At 67.2% G+C, this 18,501-nt stretch carries 8 protein-coding genes; 2 read left to right on the top strand and 6 right to left on the bottom strand.

All coding sequences use genetic code 11. From position 1 onward, the window contains the following. Nucleotides 1-56: 56 nt before the first annotated feature. From PY310_RS17130 to PY310_RS17145, 4 genes are all read right to left on the bottom strand, one after another. The gene (locus PY310_RS17130; protein ID WP_275215673.1) at nucleotides 57-4,832 is read right to left on the bottom strand and encodes a DUF4082 domain-containing protein; all 4,776 of its coding nucleotides are present in this window, start codon (nucleotides 4,830-4,832) and stop codon (nucleotides 57-59) included. Between the two features lie 361 nt (nucleotides 4,833-5,193). Then, nucleotides 5,194-6,189 (bottom strand): NAD-dependent epimerase/dehydratase family protein, encoded by a 996-nt coding sequence (locus PY310_RS17135; RefSeq protein WP_275215674.1) that lies wholly within the window; start codon nucleotides 6,187-6,189, stop codon nucleotides 5,194-5,196. Further along, a complete protein-coding gene (locus tag PY310_RS17140) occupies nucleotides 6,186-8,948 on the bottom strand; it encodes an alpha/beta fold hydrolase (RefSeq protein WP_275215675.1) in 2,763 nt (920 codons plus the stop codon). The genes PY310_RS17135 and PY310_RS17140 overlap by 4 nt, the downstream gene beginning before the upstream one ends. Beyond that, complete coding sequence (locus PY310_RS17145) at nucleotides 8,942-9,964, bottom strand: 3-oxoacyl-ACP synthase III (protein ID WP_275215676.1); 1,023 nt, start codon at nucleotides 9,962-9,964, stop codon at nucleotides 8,942-8,944. Before PY310_RS17145 ends, PY310_RS17140 begins: the two co-directional genes overlap by 7 nt. A gap of 290 nt (nucleotides 9,965-10,254) precedes the next feature. On the opposite strand from PY310_RS17145, the gene smc reads away from it, so the two are divergent. Both smc and ftsY read left to right on the top strand, forming a co-directional pair. After that, complete coding sequence (smc, locus tag PY310_RS17150) at nucleotides 10,255-13,842, top strand: chromosome segregation protein SMC (protein WP_275215677.1); 3,588 nt, start codon at nucleotides 10,255-10,257, stop codon at nucleotides 13,840-13,842. A 54-nt stretch (nucleotides 13,843-13,896) separates the two neighbouring features. Further along, nucleotides 13,897-15,099, top strand: coding sequence for a signal recognition particle-docking protein FtsY (gene ftsY, locus PY310_RS17155; protein WP_275215678.1), 1,203 nt, complete (start codon nucleotides 13,897-13,899; stop codon nucleotides 15,097-15,099). 126 nt (nucleotides 15,100-15,225) lie between these two features. Here the strand turns inward: ftsY and PY310_RS17160 are convergent, their stop codons facing one another. Further along, nucleotides 15,226-16,935: a hypothetical protein gene (locus PY310_RS17160; RefSeq protein ID WP_275215679.1), complete on the bottom strand. Its 1,710-nt coding sequence runs from the start codon at nucleotides 16,933-16,935 to the stop codon at nucleotides 15,226-15,228. 72 nt (nucleotides 16,936-17,007) lie between these two features. Continuing rightward, the gene (locus PY310_RS17165) at nucleotides 17,008-18,192 is read right to left on the bottom strand and encodes an MFS transporter (RefSeq protein WP_275215703.1); all 1,185 of its coding nucleotides are present in this window, start codon (nucleotides 18,190-18,192) and stop codon (nucleotides 17,008-17,010) included. Nucleotides 18,193-18,501 lie beyond the last annotated feature (309 nt).

Here is an 18,501-nt window from a genome sequence, read left to right on the forward strand (position 1 = left end):
GTCATCACACAGACCGGCGGCGGGAGGAAAACCCGCTGCCGGTCTGTTCACGTCATTCAGCCTGCCGAATCAGGCGCGAACACCACGTCAACGAAGTAGTTCGTGGCGGTGTCCGTCCGGTTCGGTACTGCCGTTCCTGATCCCAGGCGGTACAACCCGTTGGTGGTGGGCGCGCGGAGGACGCCGCTTGACCAGATCTGGGTAAAGAAGTTGGGGGTGTACGAGTAGCGCCCAACCGGCGCGTTGTACGAGACAACGTAGCTGGCGCCGACGGTCAGCCGGATGGGGCTGGCCAGCACCGCGGACTGCCACCCGGTGGCCGTTTCATTGGTGAAAGTCAGGCGGACCAGCCTGGCACCTGCCGGATCCCAGAGCGATCCGGTGTGGATGCCCGTGTTGCTGGGTCCCTTGTAGAAGCGGAGCGCGGTGACACTACCTGGGGCCGTGGTCCGGAACGCCGTGCCCAGCTCGATGGCACGGGTGTCAGCGGCGGCGGCCACTTGGGGGACCATGGACGAAAACAGGGTCTGGGCCGCCGGCGCCGCGTTGACTGTTGTGAATTGCCAGGACGTGGGAGCGAGCGAGGTGCCCGTTGTGGACACAACGTTGCTGGCGCTCGCGGTGATCTGCGTATTCGAAGGTAAGGGCTGTGCGGGGCTGAAAGTTATGGTGCGGGCATCCGCGGACAGCGCCGACGAGCCGGCCACGTTGGCGCCTCCTGCCGAGAGCACCAGTGCCGAACCCGGTTGCACGGCGGCGGACAGGGTCAGGCTCGGCTGGGCGCTCTGCACCACGCCGGTTGCATTCGGCGCCGGCGACTGGGCGGTGACAGTCAAGGGTGCCGGCGGGGGCGGTGTGCTGCCGCCCTGTTCAAACACAAGGTCCACCAGGTAGCTGGCGCTGGAGCCCGACGACGGGAAGTCGCCGCTGTAGGAGAAGGAACCGGAACCCGAGGCCGTGCGGAGCGGACCGCTGGTGAACCCTGAGGCGAACCCTCCGGGCGACGCCGAATAGATGCCGCTGGGGGAGCGGTAGGCGGCAACGTATTCCGTGTCGGCCGCGATGGCCACCGGCTGGCTGAAGGTCGCAGTCTGCCAGCCCGCTGAGGTTTCCCCGCTGAAGGTCACCGTGGCGAGCTGCTGGCCTGTGATGGTGAAGAGCGAGCCGGTGTGTGTGCCGGTATTGCCGGCGGCCTTGTAGAACCGGATGCCGCTAATGGTGCCGGCAGCCGAACTTGCGAACCGGACTCCCAAAGCCACCGGGATGCCGTCATTTGCCTCCATCAGCGTGGGCGTGACGGTGTCCTGGTAAAGGGTGCAGGGGCAGGTCCCTTCGGTCCGCGGCGCCGGGACTGTGGTGAAGGTCCAGGAGCCGCCGGAACTGAGCTGTTGGCCTGTTGCGGAGGTGGCTGTCACTGTGGCTGTGTAGGTGGTGCCGGCAGCCAACGGGGCCGAGGGGGTGAAGGTCATCCTGGACGTTGCGGCGTCGAAGGCCGTCGTCCCCTGGACGGACGCCGTACCCGGGCCGGTGAGGGTGGCCTTCACGGTGGATGCCGTGAGGGCTTTGGAGAAGACCGCGGACACTGCGCTGTTCAGCGCCACGCTTGATGAGCCGGGCAGTGGTGACTGGGCGGTGGCGGTAAAGGGCGGATCCGGGTACTGGACCACCACATCGACGAGGTAGCTGGCCGTTGAACGGGAATTGGGGAAATCACTGGAGTAGGAGTAGGCGCCCGCGTCCGAAGATGCCCTCAGATTGCCTGCGCTAAGTCCCGGGCCGAACCCGTTGACGGTCGCTGAGTACGTGCCGGTGGTGGTCTTGTAAGCCATGATGTATTCCGTATTGGCGGTCATGCCAACAGGTTGGTTGAAGTACGCTGTCTGCCAACCGGAGGTGCTTTCGTTGGCGAACGTCACGGTGGCCAACTGTTGGCCGGAGGCAGTGAACAGCGTGCCCGTGTGCGTACCGGTATTTCCTACGGACTTGTAGAAGCGGACGCCGGTCACGGTGCCGTCGGTGGTGCTGGAGAACCGAATGCCCAGGGTGAGCGGCACGCCGTCCCTGACTTCCGGGAGCCCCGGAAGCACGGAATCGTCATAGAAGCTGCACGGACACGTCCCCGGCACAGGGGGTGAGATAACCGTGGTGAAGGACCAGGTTCCGCCCGCCGTCAGGGATCCGCCACTGGAAGCGGTGGCACTGAGCGTAGCCGTGTAGGTCGTGCCCAGGTCGAGGCCGGACGCAGGCGTGAACGTGACTTTCCGTGCCACAGCGTCGTAAGCCGTGGTCCCCGCGACGTCGGTCCCGGCAGCGGCCGTGAGTTTCAGCTGGACGCTTGACGCCGTTACCGGCTTGGAGAAGACGGCCCCCACCGTGGTGGATTGCGGAACGCTTGACGAACCGCCCAGAGGCCACTGCCCTGCGGCCGTCAGCGGCGTGGTGTCTGTGGTGTCAAAGACGGCGTCGACGTAATAGTTTCCGTTGCCGTAGCTGCTCGTCGGGTAGGCGTCCGGGCTGCCATAGACTCCGGCCGGCGGGCTGGCGAAGCCGCCGGCGACCGTCAGCGGCGGATCGGTGAAGCCGAAGCTGTCCCACTGGCGGTCCTTGGCGGCGTAGTGGCCACGCGGCGCTGTGTACGACACGGTGTAGGTCTGGCCGGCTCCCACGGCAACTGGCTGGGAAAACAGGACCTTCTGCCAGCCGCTGGCCGTTTCCGCTGCGAAGGTTGCACTGGCCACACGCTGGCCGGCGGAGTTCCACAGGGAGCCTACGTGCGTTCCGGTGTTGGCGGTGCTCTTGTAGAACCGCACACCGGTGATGAAACCATCCACCGTTGGGGTGACCTTCAAGCCGAGCTCGTACGCTCCGCCGTCCCCGGAATCCACCACAGCCGGAACCTGGCTGCCGAAGACCGTGTAAGGGCCGGTCAGGTTAAGGCTGCGGGTTGCCGCGGCGCCGATGTTGGCGCTGTCGTCCACGGCACGGACTTTCAGCGTGGCGCTGGTCAGGCCCTTCTGGATGTAGGTGTACGTCCAGTTCTGCTTTCCCTGGGCGGGATGCCAGGAAGCTCCGCCGTCGGTGGACACTTCCACGCCTGAAACAATTCCCCCGGTGTCAGTGGCACTCCCGGAGGCAGTGACACTGCTTCCTTGCGGTATTGAAGCACCTTCGGCGGGGGAGGCTATGGTGACCACCGGGCCAGCGGTATCACTACTGGCTGTGGCGGGCGCGAGCGCAGGGTCACGTGTTCCCGGCTGGGCGCCCATATCGGCCAGCAGGTTCACTTGGGCCTGCTGCATCCGAGGATCTGCCGGCGCCCCGGGGCCGTCATGCTCCTGGTCAAGGCCCCACGTCCACTGAACGCTGCCCGCGGAGAAAACCAGGGCCCCGCTGGCCGCACGGTACAGCGTGATGTTGTGGGTGGTTGTTCCGGCTTTGACCGTGTTTCCGTAGTCCTGAAGGTACTGGTCTACCGGCCCGGTGGTTGTGGACAGCCGGATGAGTCCTGCTGGCCGGAACCCGTTGTCCAGGTCCTCGTTGGATTCGTAGCCCACCGTGTGCGGGGCCAGCTGGGCCGATGTCCCGGTCGCGAGAGTGGCGAGTGAGGTGCCGCGCCAAAGCCGGGCCTTACCTTCCGCGGCGCTGACGGTAACGGGCAAATCTGAGAAATTCGACATGTACAGCGTGCCGGTGAGGCCGTTTTCAGGCAGGCCGCCGCCGTTGGCCTGTGAGGCATACCGGGGATCGCGCCACGTGCCCGTCCATTCAGTGCTGGGATCGATCTTGCTGTTGGCCCACGTTTCCTTGTAGGAGGTGATGGTCCGGTACCCGGCCCCATCCACGGCGGACGGTTCGTACCGTGTGCGCCAGTACATTTCGTTTCCGGAGAGGAACTGGAGATTGACGCCCGCATCACGGGCCGCCGTCACATTGGCCCGCTGTGCCCCCGACCAATATTCATCGTGCCCCACTGAAAGGAACGTTTTGTGGTTGCGAAGCAGTCCTCCGCTGCGATCGGTATCCACGCCGCTGATGTAGCTGACGTCATAGCCATTTTTCTCCAGGAAGCGGACCATCGGATATTCGTTGCTGAAGTAGAAATCCCGGCCGTCCGGACCGCCCCTGGTGTTGACGGGCCGGTTGTAACTGACCTTGTACGCGCGGCCGTTTGCCGCTCCTTCGTAGAAGTTAGAGCCCCCGTAGCTGTTATAGGCCTGCCACGTCGTGTCTGATGTTTGGAAGACGACATCCGAGTGGCTCGCATCGTTGCGGACAATGAAGGTGATGTGGCTCTGGTCGCCGTTGTCAGGGCGGGTCAGGAGCGCTATGTAGACACCGGAGACGGCGGCCGAGGGTACCTGCCATGTCGCCGAAACAGCCCAGGTGCCACAGTCATAGAGTTCAGTGCTCACGTCCGTCCGGCACTGCGGCTGGTTCTGCCGCAGGGCGGACGGGGTAACGTCGGCGATCTTGCGGGCTCCAAGGCCCTGATACCAGCCGGTCCGGTAGATGCCGATGGTGTAGTTGGCGGCGGTGGTGTCCACTTTGAACCGGATGGGCTGGCCGGCATTGACACTGATTTCGGTGGCAAAGCCCTGAATGTCGGAATCGCCCGCCCCGGAGATATCCCACTCCGAGGGCGGGCTTCCGGGCTTGGAGTTCTCGCAAGCGATGGCGTTGATCAGGGGAGCGCAGGGGTCGGCCGCTGCCGCGCTGGCGAGGAAGGACGCCGGCAGGCCAACAGGCAAGAGCGCAGCTACGAGCGCGAGGGTCACTGCCAGGACGGTCTGCCGCAGGGGCTGCAGGGAACGCTCGGCTGAGGATACGGGCATGTGAACTCCTGGAGTGAGTGCGCTGTTGCGTAGCAGGCCCGCAGCGAGTTGCTTCGGGCCGTTGCCGCTCCCCCCAGGGGCAGCCAAACCAAGACATTCAGTTGTCCGCAGGGCTGATGCTCCTGTGCTGCCTCCCCGCCGTCTGCACCGGTGATGGAATTAGCTTGGCTGGAACCGGTCCGAAGACCCGTGAGAGACCACCAAGCTGAGCAGCTCATAGCAACCCTGTTGGTGCGATAATAGGCTCCGCTTAAACCCTCAACAAGGCGACCGGTCAGCCTGCGGCCAAGTCTGTGGAAACCCGCACAACCCCGCGAAACGGGTAGCGCCACGTGCTTTTATCGCTGCGTCCGGCGTCTCGTTACGGACGCACAGTCCGTGCGGTCGTTGGCGCGCCGTAGTGTGCGGCCAGCTTCGCCAGGCCCTCGTCAAGGGAGACGGCGGGGGTCCAATCGAGGAGCGCACGGGTCTCGCGCTGATCGAACCAGTGGGCGGTGGAGAGCTGCTCGGCGAGGAACCGTGTCATGGGCGGCTCATCCTCCCTGCCGGAACGGAGCCAGATCTTTTCCACCACGGATCCCGCCGCACGGGCAATCCTGCCCGGCACCCGCCACGATGGCGCCGGCACGCCGCCCGCCGCACAGATGCCGGCCAGCAGCTCACCCACCGGGCGGGGTTCGCCGTTGCTGACCACGAGGGCCCGGCCGTGGACCTGTTCCATGCGGTGCAGCGCGGCAACGATGGCGGAGGCGGCGTTGTCCACGTACGTGGTGTCGATCAGGGCGGCGCCCGCGTCGAGCAGCGGCAGGCGGCCGCGGGCGGCCCGCTCGAGCACCCGTTCCACCAACTGGGTATCGCCCGGCCCCCAGACAATATGGGGGCGTACCGCCGCGACCCGGAATTCCCGTGAGTCCGCTGCCAGCGCCAGCATTTCCGCGGCTGCCTTCGTGCGGGAGTAATCCCCGTGTGCGCGGGCCGGGTCTGCCGGTTCGGCACCCAGCCCGGCAATGGCGGCCCCTGAGTTGGCCACCGAGGGGGAGGAGACGAACACCAGGTCCCGCACGCCTGCCTCGCGGGCGGCCTCGATCAGCCGGCGGGTCCCTTCGACGTTAACCTCGTGGAAGTCAGCGGCACGCCCCGTGAAGGAGACCTTCGCCGCGAGATGGATGACGCCTTCGAACCCGGCCACCGCACGTCGGACCGCGTCCCCGTCCGTAACGGACCCCAAAAAGTCCGCGGCGCCGTCGACCCCCGCGGCGCGGCGCTGGAACGTCGTGACGGCGTGCCCCTGCCGCACCAGCAGCCGGGCCACTTCACGTCCCAGCAGCCCGCTTGCGCCGGTGACCAGCACCCTCATGGCGTGCCCGGGCGGCCGCCGGCCAGCACGCGGGAGGCCCACCGCGCCAGGCGGGTCCTGTCGATCTTGGCGTTGTGGCGAATATCGGTTGGCTGGGCGGGGACCGCAAGCACGGCGGAGACACTGACGCCTGCGAGGCGCGCGGCGTCCCGCACCCGTCCGGCCAGGTGCGGCGCGGCGGGGCCGGCCCGGCGCACAGCAGGCACCGTCTCGACGACCGCCACGACGGCCTGCGTCCCGGCGGGGCCGACCCCCACAACGGCGGCCAGCCCGACGTCGTCCAGGTGTTCGATGGCCTGCTCGGCACCCACCGGCGTCACCACCGAACCCGGCGCCGTCACGACGTGCGCGAGGCGGCCTTCCACCCAGAGCCGGCCCGCGGCGTCAAAATGCCCAACATCGCCCGTGCGGTGCCAGCCGGCGGTGCGGACGCTCTCCCGCTGGGTCAGCCAGAGCCTGTCGTACGCCTCTTTCACATGCGGCGCACTGACGAGAATCTCGCCGGTCACCCCCGGCGCCTTGACCGGGCAGTCACCCGGGGCGGTTCCGTCTTCGGCCAAAGGGATCACGGCTACGCGCGCGCCGTGCACGGGCAGGCCAACACACACGCCGTTGCCTGCTCCGGGCATGGTCCGTGCGTCCGCGTCCGCCCGGGCCGCACGGATCTGCTCCAGGCTGATGTCCGTGACAGGCAGCGCTTCGGTCATCCCGTACGGGGTGTGCAGCGAAGCCCGCGGCATAAGCCGCTGCATCTCGGCGAGGAGGGGCTCCGGGACCGGTGCGCCGGCGGAGAGCAGCAACTCCACGCGCTCCAGTGCCTCGTGCCCGGCGGGGCTCAGGCTCCCCGCGCTGGCGAGGACGTTCCGGAGGGCCGCCGGCGAGGCGAAGACCACGGTGGCGTCAATGGATGCGGCGGCGTCTGCCAGCGCGCGGGCCGTGAGGGTGCGCGGTGCCGTGACGTCCATGGCAGGGGTCACCGAAACCGCTCCGAGGGCAGGCCCCAGGAGAGCGAACGGTGCGAAGCCCGCCACCAGCCGTGCGCCCGGACGGATCCCCAGCGTTGCGGCCAGGGTATCGCGCATCGCGGCGAGCTGCCGGTGGGTGTAGAGAACGCCCTTGGCAGGTCCGGTGGAACCGGACGTAAAGAGGACGGCGGCCGGTGCGTCGGGAGCCGGAGCCGCGTCCGGAACGGAAGAGTCCGACGTCGGCCCCTTACAGGTGCGGATTCCTTGACGGGCGAGCGCGGTGAGGGAGGTTTCCACTCCCAGGAGCCGGCGCCGGGCGGCGGGTAACTCCCGCACGCTGATCCGCCGGCCGGGCCACCCGAGTACCGAGGCGGCGGTGAGGGCCTTGTCGATTCCGATGAGGAAATCCGGGGTGGCGCCTTTCACGGCGCGGCTCAGTCCGCGGGTGCCAAGGCCGGCGTCGGCCACGACCACCACCGCGCCGAGCCGCAGGCAGGCGTAGAGCACCACGGTCAGGTCCACGCCGGGCGGAACCATCAGGCTCACCCTTTTCTGCGGCCCCACCCCGATGTCCCGCAGCCCCGCCGCAAGGCGGGCTATGTTCTGTTCGAGCTCCAGCCAAGTGAGAGAGCGGGTGACCTGCCCGTCCGCGGCCATTTCCGCGACGGCGGTACCCCCGCCGTCGGCTCCTGCTGCCAGTCCGGTGAGCGGCGCCCAGAGGGGCGGAACAGCGGTGCCTGCCTGTTCCGTTGCGGCGTGGTCCGCCGGCTCAGGAGCGCCGGCCGCGGCGGCCGCGGCGTCCTTCGGCGGAAGAGCGGACGACTCAGCCAGGCCAAGCCCGGCGAGCCATTCGAAGACGGGGGCGGCGATGTCCCGGTCCTCGGCGACGAGGTGCCCGGCACCTTCGAAACGGTGCACCTGCGCGTGCGGCAGACGGCCGAGCAGGTCCTTCAGGTACCGGTCGGAGAAGATCGGATCAGCGGGGCCCCAGAGCATCAGCGCGGGAACGCTCAGCCCTCGCAGGCCTTCGGCGACGTCATTGAGTGCCGGGAAGCTGGGATGGGACGCGTCCGCCGGGATGTCGGCAACAAAGTTGCCAACGCCCGTGCGGCGGCCGGCGCCGCGGTAAGGGGCCATGAAAGCGCGGCGGACCTCCGCGGCCAGGGGCGGACGGGCCAGGGCATGCGTGACCCGCAGGAAGGCGTCCGACGTCGTCGTTCCCCAGCGGTGGACGGCAGGGTGCAGGGCGAGCCGCAGCGCCGCCGGGATGGGGGAGCCGGCGGGCTGGTGGACCGCGGTGTTGGTCAGCACCACCCCGGCGAGCTGTTCCTGGTGTGCCAGCGCCCAGCCCAGGCTGATGACGCCGCCCCAGTCATGGCCCACCGTGACCACCGGCCCGTCCAGCCCGAGGGCGGCGGTGAGGTCGGCCAGGTCGTTGATGCGGTCTGCCAGGCGCCGGAACGTTCCGGTTCGCTCCGAAAAGCCCATGTCCAGTTGGTCCACGGCCACCACACGCCACGGCCGCCCGGCGGCGGAACCGGTATCCGAAGTGGCGGCGGAACCGGCGTCCGAGCCGGCGGCCAGCAGGCTGCGCCAGAGGAAGGACCACGTCGGGTTGCCGTGCACGCACAGCAGCGTGCCGGCAGGAACCAGGCCGCGGCGCGCGAGCTGCGGACCGTTATCGAGCAGGTGCCAGGTGCGCACCGCGCCGGGTTTATCCGCCGCTGAGGTGGACGGCACGTCAATTTCCCGGGACCATTCGGGGTCAACGCCGGGCCAGTCTGCGGTCACCACACGATTTCCAGCAGGGCGGTGTTGAGCCCGGAACCGACGCCCATGCACAGCACCCTGTCCCCGGCCGCCAGCGTCTGCGCTTCGGCAGCCAGGGTCATGGGGAGCGAGGCCGGGCCCACGTTGCCCCAGTGGGGAAAGGTGATGGGGACCTTTTCCGGATCCAGGCCCACTGCGTCGATGATGGCCTGGGTGTACGCGTTGCTCACCTGATGGGTGACGTACCGGTCCATCGTTGCCCAGTCCCACTCCGGCTTGGCCTCGTGCCAGGCGTCCACCACCAGTTGCAGACCGCCGTCCAGCAGGCCTTTGGTGTCCGTGGCCATGCCGTCGATGCCGCCCACGCACAGCTCATGGTGCTCGGTGCCGGCGCGCATCACGCCCCCCACGATCCGGTGCGCCCCGGGATGCTGGTCCGCCGGGCCCAGCACGGCTGCGGCCGCGCCGGAACCCAGGGTGAGGGTGGCGAACTCACGGCCGAAGTCCTCACGGGTGGTCTCCGGCCGCTGCAGCCGGGCCAGGGTGGCCTCCTGAGTGGCCTGGGCATCCTCACCGTTGACGATCATGGCGTATTTGATCTGGCCGGAGTCGATCATGTTGGCCGCCAGGGTCAGGCCGTTGACGAAGCCCAGGCAGGCGTTGGCAAGATCGAAATTCATGGCCGACGACGGCAGGCTGAGGCCATGATGGATCTTCACCGCGACGGACGGCTCCAGGCTGCGCCGCGTGACGGAGGTGTTGATCAGCAGACCCACCTCCGACGCTTCCACCCCGGATTCGGCCAAAGCCTTAGCGCCCGCCTCGATGGCGGCGTCGTCGAACGAGGTCCCCGGCGCCCACCAACGGCGGTGGGTGATCCCTGCCACCCGTTCAAGCAGGCGCGGGGGAAACTTCAAGCGCCGCAGGGTGGGGGCCAGCCTGCGGTCGAAATCAGCGGAACTGACGATCTTGGGAGCTTCGACGCTGCTCACCGAAAGCAAAGCGGTGTTGTTGTGCCGGAATGTTGCATTCCCTGTCAAATTAAGCCCCTATTCGTGTCTGTACTGCGCTCCGGTGGCTGACCGCACCATCGAGCACCAGCCCAAGTGCTTAACTATGCCGGGTCCGGGCCAGTTCCTGCACATGCCGCCGGTCCCGCACCTGCCGGTAGTACCTGCGGCTCCTGCGCGCGGATCTGCAAGGAATTGTCGCAGCCCCGCAGTAGATTGTAAGTAACAGGGGCCGTTTTCCCGCTACATTCCCCGCTACATTCCCCCGATACCAGCCCCCCATACCAGCCCAGTGCGCCGAGCAGGAGACCCGAACCACCTTGCACCTCAAGAGCCTTACCGTCCGGGGATTCAAGTCGTTCGCGTCGGCAACGACGTTCGACTTCGAGCCCGGAGTCACGGCCGTGGTGGGGCCTAACGGTTCAGGAAAGTCCAATGTGGTGGATGCCCTGTCCTGGGTGATGGGGGAGCAGGGGGCCAAGACACTGCGCGGCGGCAAAATGGAAGACGTCATTTTCGCCGGCACGTCCGGGCGCCCGCCCTTGGGCCGCGCACATGTCTCCCTGACGATCGACAATACCGACGGTGCCCTGCCCATTGAGTACAGCGAAGTCACCATCTCCCGGACGCTGTTCCGCACCGGCGGCTCCGAATACGCCATCAACGGGGCCAGCTGCCGCCTCCTTGACATCCAGGAACTGCTCTCGGACTCCGGCCTGGGCCGGGAAATGCACGTCATCGTGGGCCAGGGCCAGCTCGACAAAGTCCTGCACGCCACCCCCGAGGACCGCCGCGGATTTATCGAGGAAGCCGCCGGAATCCTCAAGCACCGGCGCCGCAAGGAAAAGACGGTCCGCAAGCTGGAGGCCATGCAGGCGAACCTGCAGCGGCTCACGGACCTGACCGGAGAGATCAGGCGCCAGCTGACCCCGCTCGGCAAACAGGCCGACGTCGCCCGCCGTGCCCAGAGGGTCCAGTTCGATGTCCGCGATGCACGCGCGCGGCTGTTGGCCGATGACCTGGCCCGGGAGCGAAACTCCCTGGCCCGGGACGTCGCGGATGAGGCAGCCCTGAAAGCCCGCAGGGCCGCGGTGGAGCAGGAACTGGAGTCCGGGCGCCGGCAGCAGGCCGCCATCGAGCACCTCGCGGCGGAGGCCACACCCAGGCTCAACGGGGCGAGGGACACGTGGTACCGGCTGAACGCGGCGCGGGAACGCCTCCGCTCCCTCGGTTCCCTGGCCCGGGAACGCGGCCGCCTCCTCGGTGCCGCCGATGCCGAACCGTACTCGGGACGGGACCCGGAGCAGTTGGAGCGGCAGGCGGCACGGGTCCGGGAGGAACTCTCGGAACTCGATCGTCACATCCTTGACCGGCGCAGCGCCCTGGAGTCGGCAACAGGTGCCAAGTCCGAAGCTGAACAGGCCGCCGCCGCCGAGGACAAGCGCCTCACAGCCGTGCTCCGCGCCGCAGCAGACCGCCGCGAAGGGCTCGCCAAGCTGGCCGGCCAGGTGGGCGCGGCCAGGTCGCGGGTGGAGTCCGCCCAGGCCGAACTGGGCCGGCTCCGCGATTCGCTCGCCGCCGGGCAGGACCGCCGCAGCAAGGCCCAGTCCGAGTTCACCGCCCTCGAAAGCCAGGTAGCCGGCGTTGAGGAAGGCGAGGAAACCCTCGACGCCGACTACGAGGACGCCAGCGCCGAACTCGACGCCGTTGTTCAGGAGATTGCCAATCTGACCGCCGCCGGCAGGGAAGCCGTCCGCGAACGCGACTCCCTGGTGGCCCGGCGCGACGCCCTGCAGCTTGGACTCAACCGCAAAGACGGTGCGGCCCATGTCCTCAGCGCCGGCCTCGAAGGTGTCGCCGGGACGCTGGCGGCAGGGCTATCTGTTGAACCGGGCTATGAAACGGCCATCGCCGCCGCACTCGGGGAAGCCTCCGAAGCCATCGTGGTCCGCAATCCCGAGGTGGCGGCCGCCGTGGTGAAGCTGCTCAAGGACGACGACGCCGGCCGCGCCGTGTTGCTGCTGGAATCGGCCGCACCGGCGCGCCCGGGCACGGTGACGTCGGGTTCGTTGCCTGCCAAGGCCCGCCGGGCACTTGACCTGGTGACCGCCAGCGGGGACAACGGCGCGGCGGTGGCCGCGCTTCTCGGGGGATCCGTCGTCGTCGATGACGTGGCGGCCGCCGGCGCATTGGTCGGTGAACGGCCTGAGCTCACCGCCGTTACCGTGGCCGGGGATGTTCTGACAGCGCTGACCGTCACCGGAGGATCCGCGAAGGCGCCGTCGCTGCTTGAAGTGCAGGCCGCCGTCGACGACGCCGAGACCCGCCTCGCCGCTGTCACCGCGGATCTTGAGCGGAACCGGTTCGCGCTCGCCGGCGCGGAAGCGCGGCGCGCCAAAGCGCAGGCCCGGACCGACGCTGCCTTGGACAGGCTGCACGATTCGGACGCCAGGCTCGCGGCCGTCGCTGAGCGCCTCGGCCACCTGAATTCAATCCTGCGCAGCGCCGTCGGGGAAAGCGACAGGCTTGCCGCTTCCCTGGCCAGGGCTGAAGCGAATGTACGTGCCGAGGAGGAGGCGCTCGCGGCCATCGCCGCCCGGCTGGCCGCGGCGCAGGAAGCGCCCGCGGAGGAAGAACCGTCCACCGAACAGCGCGACGCCCTGGCCCGGGCAGCGTCCCTGGCCCGGTCCGCCGAAATGGAAGCCAGGCTCGCGCTCCGCAGTACCGAAGAACAACTGACCGCCACCCGGAACCGGGCCGTCTCGCTCGAGCGCGCAGCCGCCACGGAGCGCAAAGCCCGGGAAGAGGCGGCCGAAAGGGCGCGCCGCCGGCGGCTCCAGGCCCGGCGGGCCGCGGCAGTGGCAGCCGCGGCGGATCTGGCCATCCGCTACATTGACGTCTCCGTGGAGCTGGCGCGTGAAGAGCGCGATCTTGCGGAGGAGAACCGGGAGCAACGGGACCGCGAACTGCAGTCGATCCGCGGAGGCAACGATTCCCTGGCCCGCGAGCTCACCGAATTGACTGATTCGGTGCACCGGGAGGAACTGGCCCGCACCCAGCACAGGGCGCGGATTGAGGCCCTGGAAAGCCGGTCCATCGAGGAACTGGGCATCACGCCGGACGTCCTGGTGGCGGATTTCGGCCCTGACGTACCGGTGCCGGTCCCTGCGGAGGACAGCGGTGATAAGTGGGCCGCGCTGCGGACACCGGTGGACGGCAGCGGCGCCCCGGTGGTTGAGGGCAAACCGTTTGTCAGGGAGGAACAGGAGAAACGGCTCCGGAAAGCCGAACGGGACCTCTCGGCCCTGGGTAAGGTCAACCCGCTGGCGCTGGAGGAATTCGCGGCCCTCGAAGAACGGCACCAGTTCCTCAGCACCCAGCTTGAGGACCTGAAGTCCAGCCGCAAGGACCTCCTGGACATCATCAAGGAAGTGGACGATCGGGTGCAGAGGGTCTTTGCCGAGGCCTTCGAAGACACCCAGGCCCAGTTCGTCCGCGTCTTTGGCCGGCTCTTTCCCGGCGGCGAGGGCCGGCTGGTCCTGACCGACCCGTCGGACATGCTCACCACAGGCATCGAGGTGGAAGCCCGGCCGGCGGGCAAGAAGATCAAGCGGCTCTCGCTGCTCTCCGGCGGCGAACGGTCCCTCACCGCCGTAGCCCTGCTGGTGGCCATCTTCAAGGCCCGCCCCTCGCCGTTCTACGTGATGGATGAGGTGGAGGCGGCCCTGGACGACACCAACCTTGGCCGCCTCATCACCATCTTCGAAGAACTTCGCGAGTCCAGCCAGCTGATCGTGATCACCCACCAGAAGCGGACCATGGAAGTCGCCGATGCACTCTATGGCGTCACCATGCGCGGCGACGGCGTGTCAACCGTTATCAGCCAGCGGCTGGGGGCCGACGTCTAGATCGGTGCTGGTGGGACCCCCAAGCGGCTCCGGCGTTTGTGAGAAGCTAGGGGAGTGAATGACATCCTCCCCATTATTCTGTCCATCGTTGCTGCCCTGGTGGTTATTGGCGGGCTCATCCCGGTCCTGATGAAGACGCGGAAGAACATCAACCAGTACCCCGGGACGCGTGACGCCAACGATCCCGTCGGGGGCGGCGGTACGCTGCTGGAGGACGCCCCCGTGGCGCCGGCCGAACGGCAGGCTCCGGCCGGCGTCGACCTCGAAGACCTTGAAATCACCGACGTCCCGGACGACGCCGCCGGCCTCGAAACCATCCCGGTGGAGACGCCGCTGCCCGTTGCAGGCCGCCTCACCCGCCTCCGTGAACGCCTGGTCCGGTCCAACAACATTCTGGGCAAGGGCCTGCTCGCCCTGCTGTCCAGTGACAAGATCGACGAAAATGTCTGGGACGAAGTTGAGGAAACCCTCCTGCTGGCGGACCTGGGCACCGAACCCACCATGCAGCTGGTGGACGCCCTCCGGGAACGCGTGAAGGTACTCGGCACCCGGACCCCCGAGCAGGTCAAAGCATTGCTCCGGGAGGAACTGATCAAGCTGGTGGACCCCACCATGGACCGCAGCCTCCGCACCGAGCGGCACGCGGACAAGCCGGCCATCATGCTGGTGGTGGGCGTCAACGGCGTGGGAAAGACCACTACCGTGGGCAAGCTGGCCCGTGTCCTGGTGGCAGAGGACAAGGACGTCCTGCTGGGCGCGGCGGACACGTTCCGTGCTGCCGCGGCGGAGCAGCTGGCCACCTGGGGGCAGCGCGTGGGCGTTCCCACGGTGAAGTCCGACGTCGACGGTGCAGACCCGGCGTCTGTCGCCTACGAGGCGGTCAAGGCAGGCATTGACCAGGAGGTCGATGTTGTCATGATCGACACCGCGGGCCGCCTGCAGAACAAGACCGGCCTGATGGACGAACTGGGCAAGGTCAAGCGGGTCATCGAAAAGCTCGCCGAGGTGGACGAGGTACTGCTGGTCCTGGATGCCACCACCGGCCAGAACGGCCTCAACCAGGCCCGGGTTTTCGCCGAGGTTGTGAACATCACCGGCATCGTCCTGACCAAGCTCGACGGCACCGCCAAGGGCGGCATCGTGGTGGCCATCCAGAAGTCGCTCGGTGTGCCGGTCAAGCTGATCGGCCTTGGCGAAGGGGCCGATGACCTGGCGCCGTTCGATGCCGAGGGCTTTGTGGACGCGCTGCTCAACTAACCAGCGTCCCAACGTCGAGCCAACGTCCCAACGTCGAGCCAACGTCCCAACGTCGAGGGGCGGGCTTTCGCCGCTAAGCACATGCTTTAGCGGCGAAAGCCCGCCCCTCGATGTTTCCCGGTGGACTCAGTAGGTGAAGTTGAGCACCGTGGCGGTTCCTGCGGTGAGCTTGAAGGTCTGTGTCTTGGACCCGTAGTTGAACCCTTCCACGGTTGCCCGTTCCGCGACAGGTGCCGGCGCAGTAAAGGCGCCGTCAATCTTGGTTTGGTCCTCGGCTCCGAAGGAGGGGCCTGTCAGCTGGGTCATGGTTCCGGTCAACGCCTTCCCAGGTAGTTCGAGCGTGACCCTGGTTTGGGCAGCCTCGGTGGGATCATTTTCGTTGACGACGATGACGGTGGTGCTTCCGTTCGCGTTCTGCAATGCGTAGGCGTATGTCAGTCCGCCCCCGGAAGCCTGCAGGCGCAGGAACTCACCGGCGCCAAGCTCCGCTGCGAAGGACATGCCGAAATAGTTCGACCTTTCACTGTATGTGCCGTTCGGCTTGAGGTACGGTCCCCCTGCGCAGATTGCCGACATGGGCGGCCCACCCTGACAGGTCATCAAGGAACTGTGGAATCCGAGCTTCTGGATCCCGAGCTGCGCCGCATGCAGGGTGTAGTCCACAGCCCATAGTGCCGAAGCGTGAACCTTGGTGGTTGGGTTGGAACCAGAACAGGCGGAGATGCCGGTCTCCGGCATCCAGGTGTCCACATTGTATTTGCGGGCCAGCGTCAGTGCGGCCGTCTGGTAATCAGCAGTTGCATCATGCAATGCGCTGCTCATAAGGTTCGTCAGAGTTGGAGACCGATCACCCGCAGTGCTGTCACAGACGTGCAGCGGATAGTTGTGCAGTGAGAGGATCCGTTTTTGGGGCAGATCGGTCCTAAGGAAGGGCTCCCACCACGATTGCTCGTAAGCGCCCGGGCCCAGCAGAGGCAAGTCGGGTGCCACTACAAAGATGGCTTCCGCGTAGGCCTTAAGCTCCCGGAGGTAGTCGTTGATCCCCCACCTCTTGTCCCGTACCCCACTTAGGGGAAAGCCATTGGGCTCATTTCCCACGGTTAGGCTGACAAGCCTTTTGCCGAAAGCCTCCCTGGCATACTTGACCATGTCAGCGGCTCGGGCCGGGTCGTAGTGGCCCAGGTCCACCGTCAGGCTGATAGTGGCGTCAGCGGCTTCCAAGAGAGTGTTCACCCGCACCAGGTCCGCCGGAGTGACAGCCTTGACCGGATGGGCTTTGTCGCCGGTGAGGTTGCCGGGAATAGCTTCCCCAGACGATGTCCAAAAGAATCGTCGGTCCACAGAATTCCCTCCGAAGCGGAGGAGGGGTTTGCCCAGGCCCTGGAGGCGGGCGACAATCTCGGGGTTGTCACCGCGGAGACTTGCATCGGCGAGGTCCGTAGCCTCAAGGGACAGGCCCACGATGCCATCCGGAAGGGACGTGCCCATTTTCTCGGCTGACACTTTGATGCTCAATGGCTCTATGGCGGTCAGTGGAGACCCGTTCGGCGGCCCTGCCTGCTGATAGTAAGTAACGGCCGGCGCGGGTGGTAGTACCTTTTCAGGCGTCGGTGTGGGCGCGACTGAGGCAGTCGGGGCGGCAGTGGCGGCCGCTGAGCCGGGCGTTGCCGACGGATTCTGGCGGGTGGGCAGAAAGAGCAGCGCTGCCACTGCCACGAGGATCAGGGCGACGGTCGCGGCAACCGCGAGCAGTGCTATTCGCTTCTTCCGGGCCGGCCCGTTGTCGGTGCCGTCACGCCGCCTCTTTCGCGGTGAGGGTTGTACAGGAAGGGACATACGAGAGTTTCTCCAACGTTTGAATGAGTTGCCGGTAAGCCTATCTAATGCGCATGAACGGCAGATTCACGGCTATTCTTCGGCCGGTCCGGTCTTTGCCGAGGGAAGCTCTCCGCCGCTGCGTACCAGCGGCTCGCGTGTGACTGACCAACAGGCGGCTGCCACCACCAGGACGCAGCCGGTGACGCCGAAGGCCCAGCCGTAGCCCAGCCGGTCAGCGAGGATTCCCACCAGAACCGGCCCGGCAATTGTTCCGATGTCCGTGGTCATCTGGTAGGCCGCCAGGACTTTCCCGCCGGAGCGTTCGTTCCCGATCACGTCCGCCACGGCGGCCTGCTGGGCGGGGCCCAGCAGGCCGGAACCCGCTCCGGCCACGGTGGAGGCAGCCAAAAACCAGGCCAGTTCAGAGGTGAAGCCGATGGCAGCCGTGGCGAGTCCGGCCACCAGCAGCCCGGCGAGCATCATCGGCTTGCGGCCCAGGCTGTCGGCCAGCCGGCCGGAAAATGTCAGCGCAGCCGCGTTACCACCGGCGAAGACGGCCAGAGCCAGGCCAGCCGTTTCAGGTCCAGCTCCCAGCACTGCAACCGCAAAAAGCGGGACCGTTGCCATGCGCACGCCGAATGTTGCCCAGCCGTTGGCGAAGCTCGAAACCAGGACCGAACGGTAGGCGCCCACGCCAAGGGCATCGGCGAAGCGCATTGCCGGCGCCCGGACCCCGGCAGCGCGGGCTGAGGACGTCGTGTGGCTGAGCTGGGTCTGAACCACGACGGCGGCGACGATAAGCGCCGCGGCGTAGCACAGGAACGGCACGCGCAGCCCAAACCCTGCCAGCAGGCCGCCCACCACCGGGCCCAGGACGCTCCCCACCAGGAAAGCGGACGCGTAGGCCCCGGACACCCGTCCCCGGCTCTCCGGGGGTGCCAGCCGGACCACCAGCGCCATCGAGGCCACGGTGAACATCACGGACCCCACTCCGCCCAGGCCACGGAAGACCAGGAGCTGCCAGTAGTTCTGGGCGAAGGCGCAGGCCGCCGTCGAGACCGCCACGATGAGCAGGCCGGACACATACACGGGCCGCTCGCCGAGCCGCCCAATCAGGGCGCCGCCGGCCGGCGCGAACACGAGCCGCATCAGAGCGAAGATGCTCACGATCACTGCGGCGGCCGTTGCCCCGACGTCGAAAGTCGTGGCAAATTGCGGCAGAACGGGCGCAACGAGTCCGAATCCGAGGGCAATCAGGAAGGCAGCGGCGAGCATCACCTTCACGTCGCGGGGAAGCCGGGGCCGCTCCGGGCGGATGAGCGCCGGAATCCTTGGTGTGGCGCGGCTCACAGGGCGGCTGCCGTCATAATGCTGGTTTCCTTGCAGGGCGGGAGGCCTGGGGCCGGTGGAAGTGGTGAAACATAACCGTAACAAGCCAGATATGCACCATTTACTTCCTAGAGGTTGTTGTAACAAACCAGCAATGAAATACCTCAGCGGTAGAAACACGGCACGGACAAACTCATTTCAGGACGCAAAAGGCGTTGGCAGGCGGAACACATCCGCAGCATCGATAAGAGGGAG

The sequence above is a fragment of the Pseudarthrobacter naphthalenicus genome (genome assembly GCF_029076445.1).
GTDB lineage: Bacteria > Actinomycetota > Actinomycetes > Actinomycetales > Micrococcaceae > Arthrobacter > Arthrobacter naphthalenicus.

Coding starts and splice junctions, on each gene's coding strand:
- PY310_RS17130 (WP_275215673.1), bottom strand. CDS start 4,832: ATGCCCGTATCCTCAGCCGAGCGTTCCCTGCAGCCCCTGCGGCAGACC.
- PY310_RS17135 (WP_275215674.1), bottom strand. CDS start 6,189: ATGAGGGTGCTGGTCACCGGCGCAAGCGGGCTGCTGGGACGTGAAGTG.
- PY310_RS17160 (WP_275215679.1), bottom strand. CDS start 16,935: ATGTCCCTTCCTGTACAACCCTCACCGCGAAAGAGGCGGCGTGACGGC.
- PY310_RS17165 (WP_275215703.1), bottom strand. CDS start 18,192: ATGCTCGCCGCTGCCTTCCTGATTGCCCTCGGATTCGGACTCGTTGCG.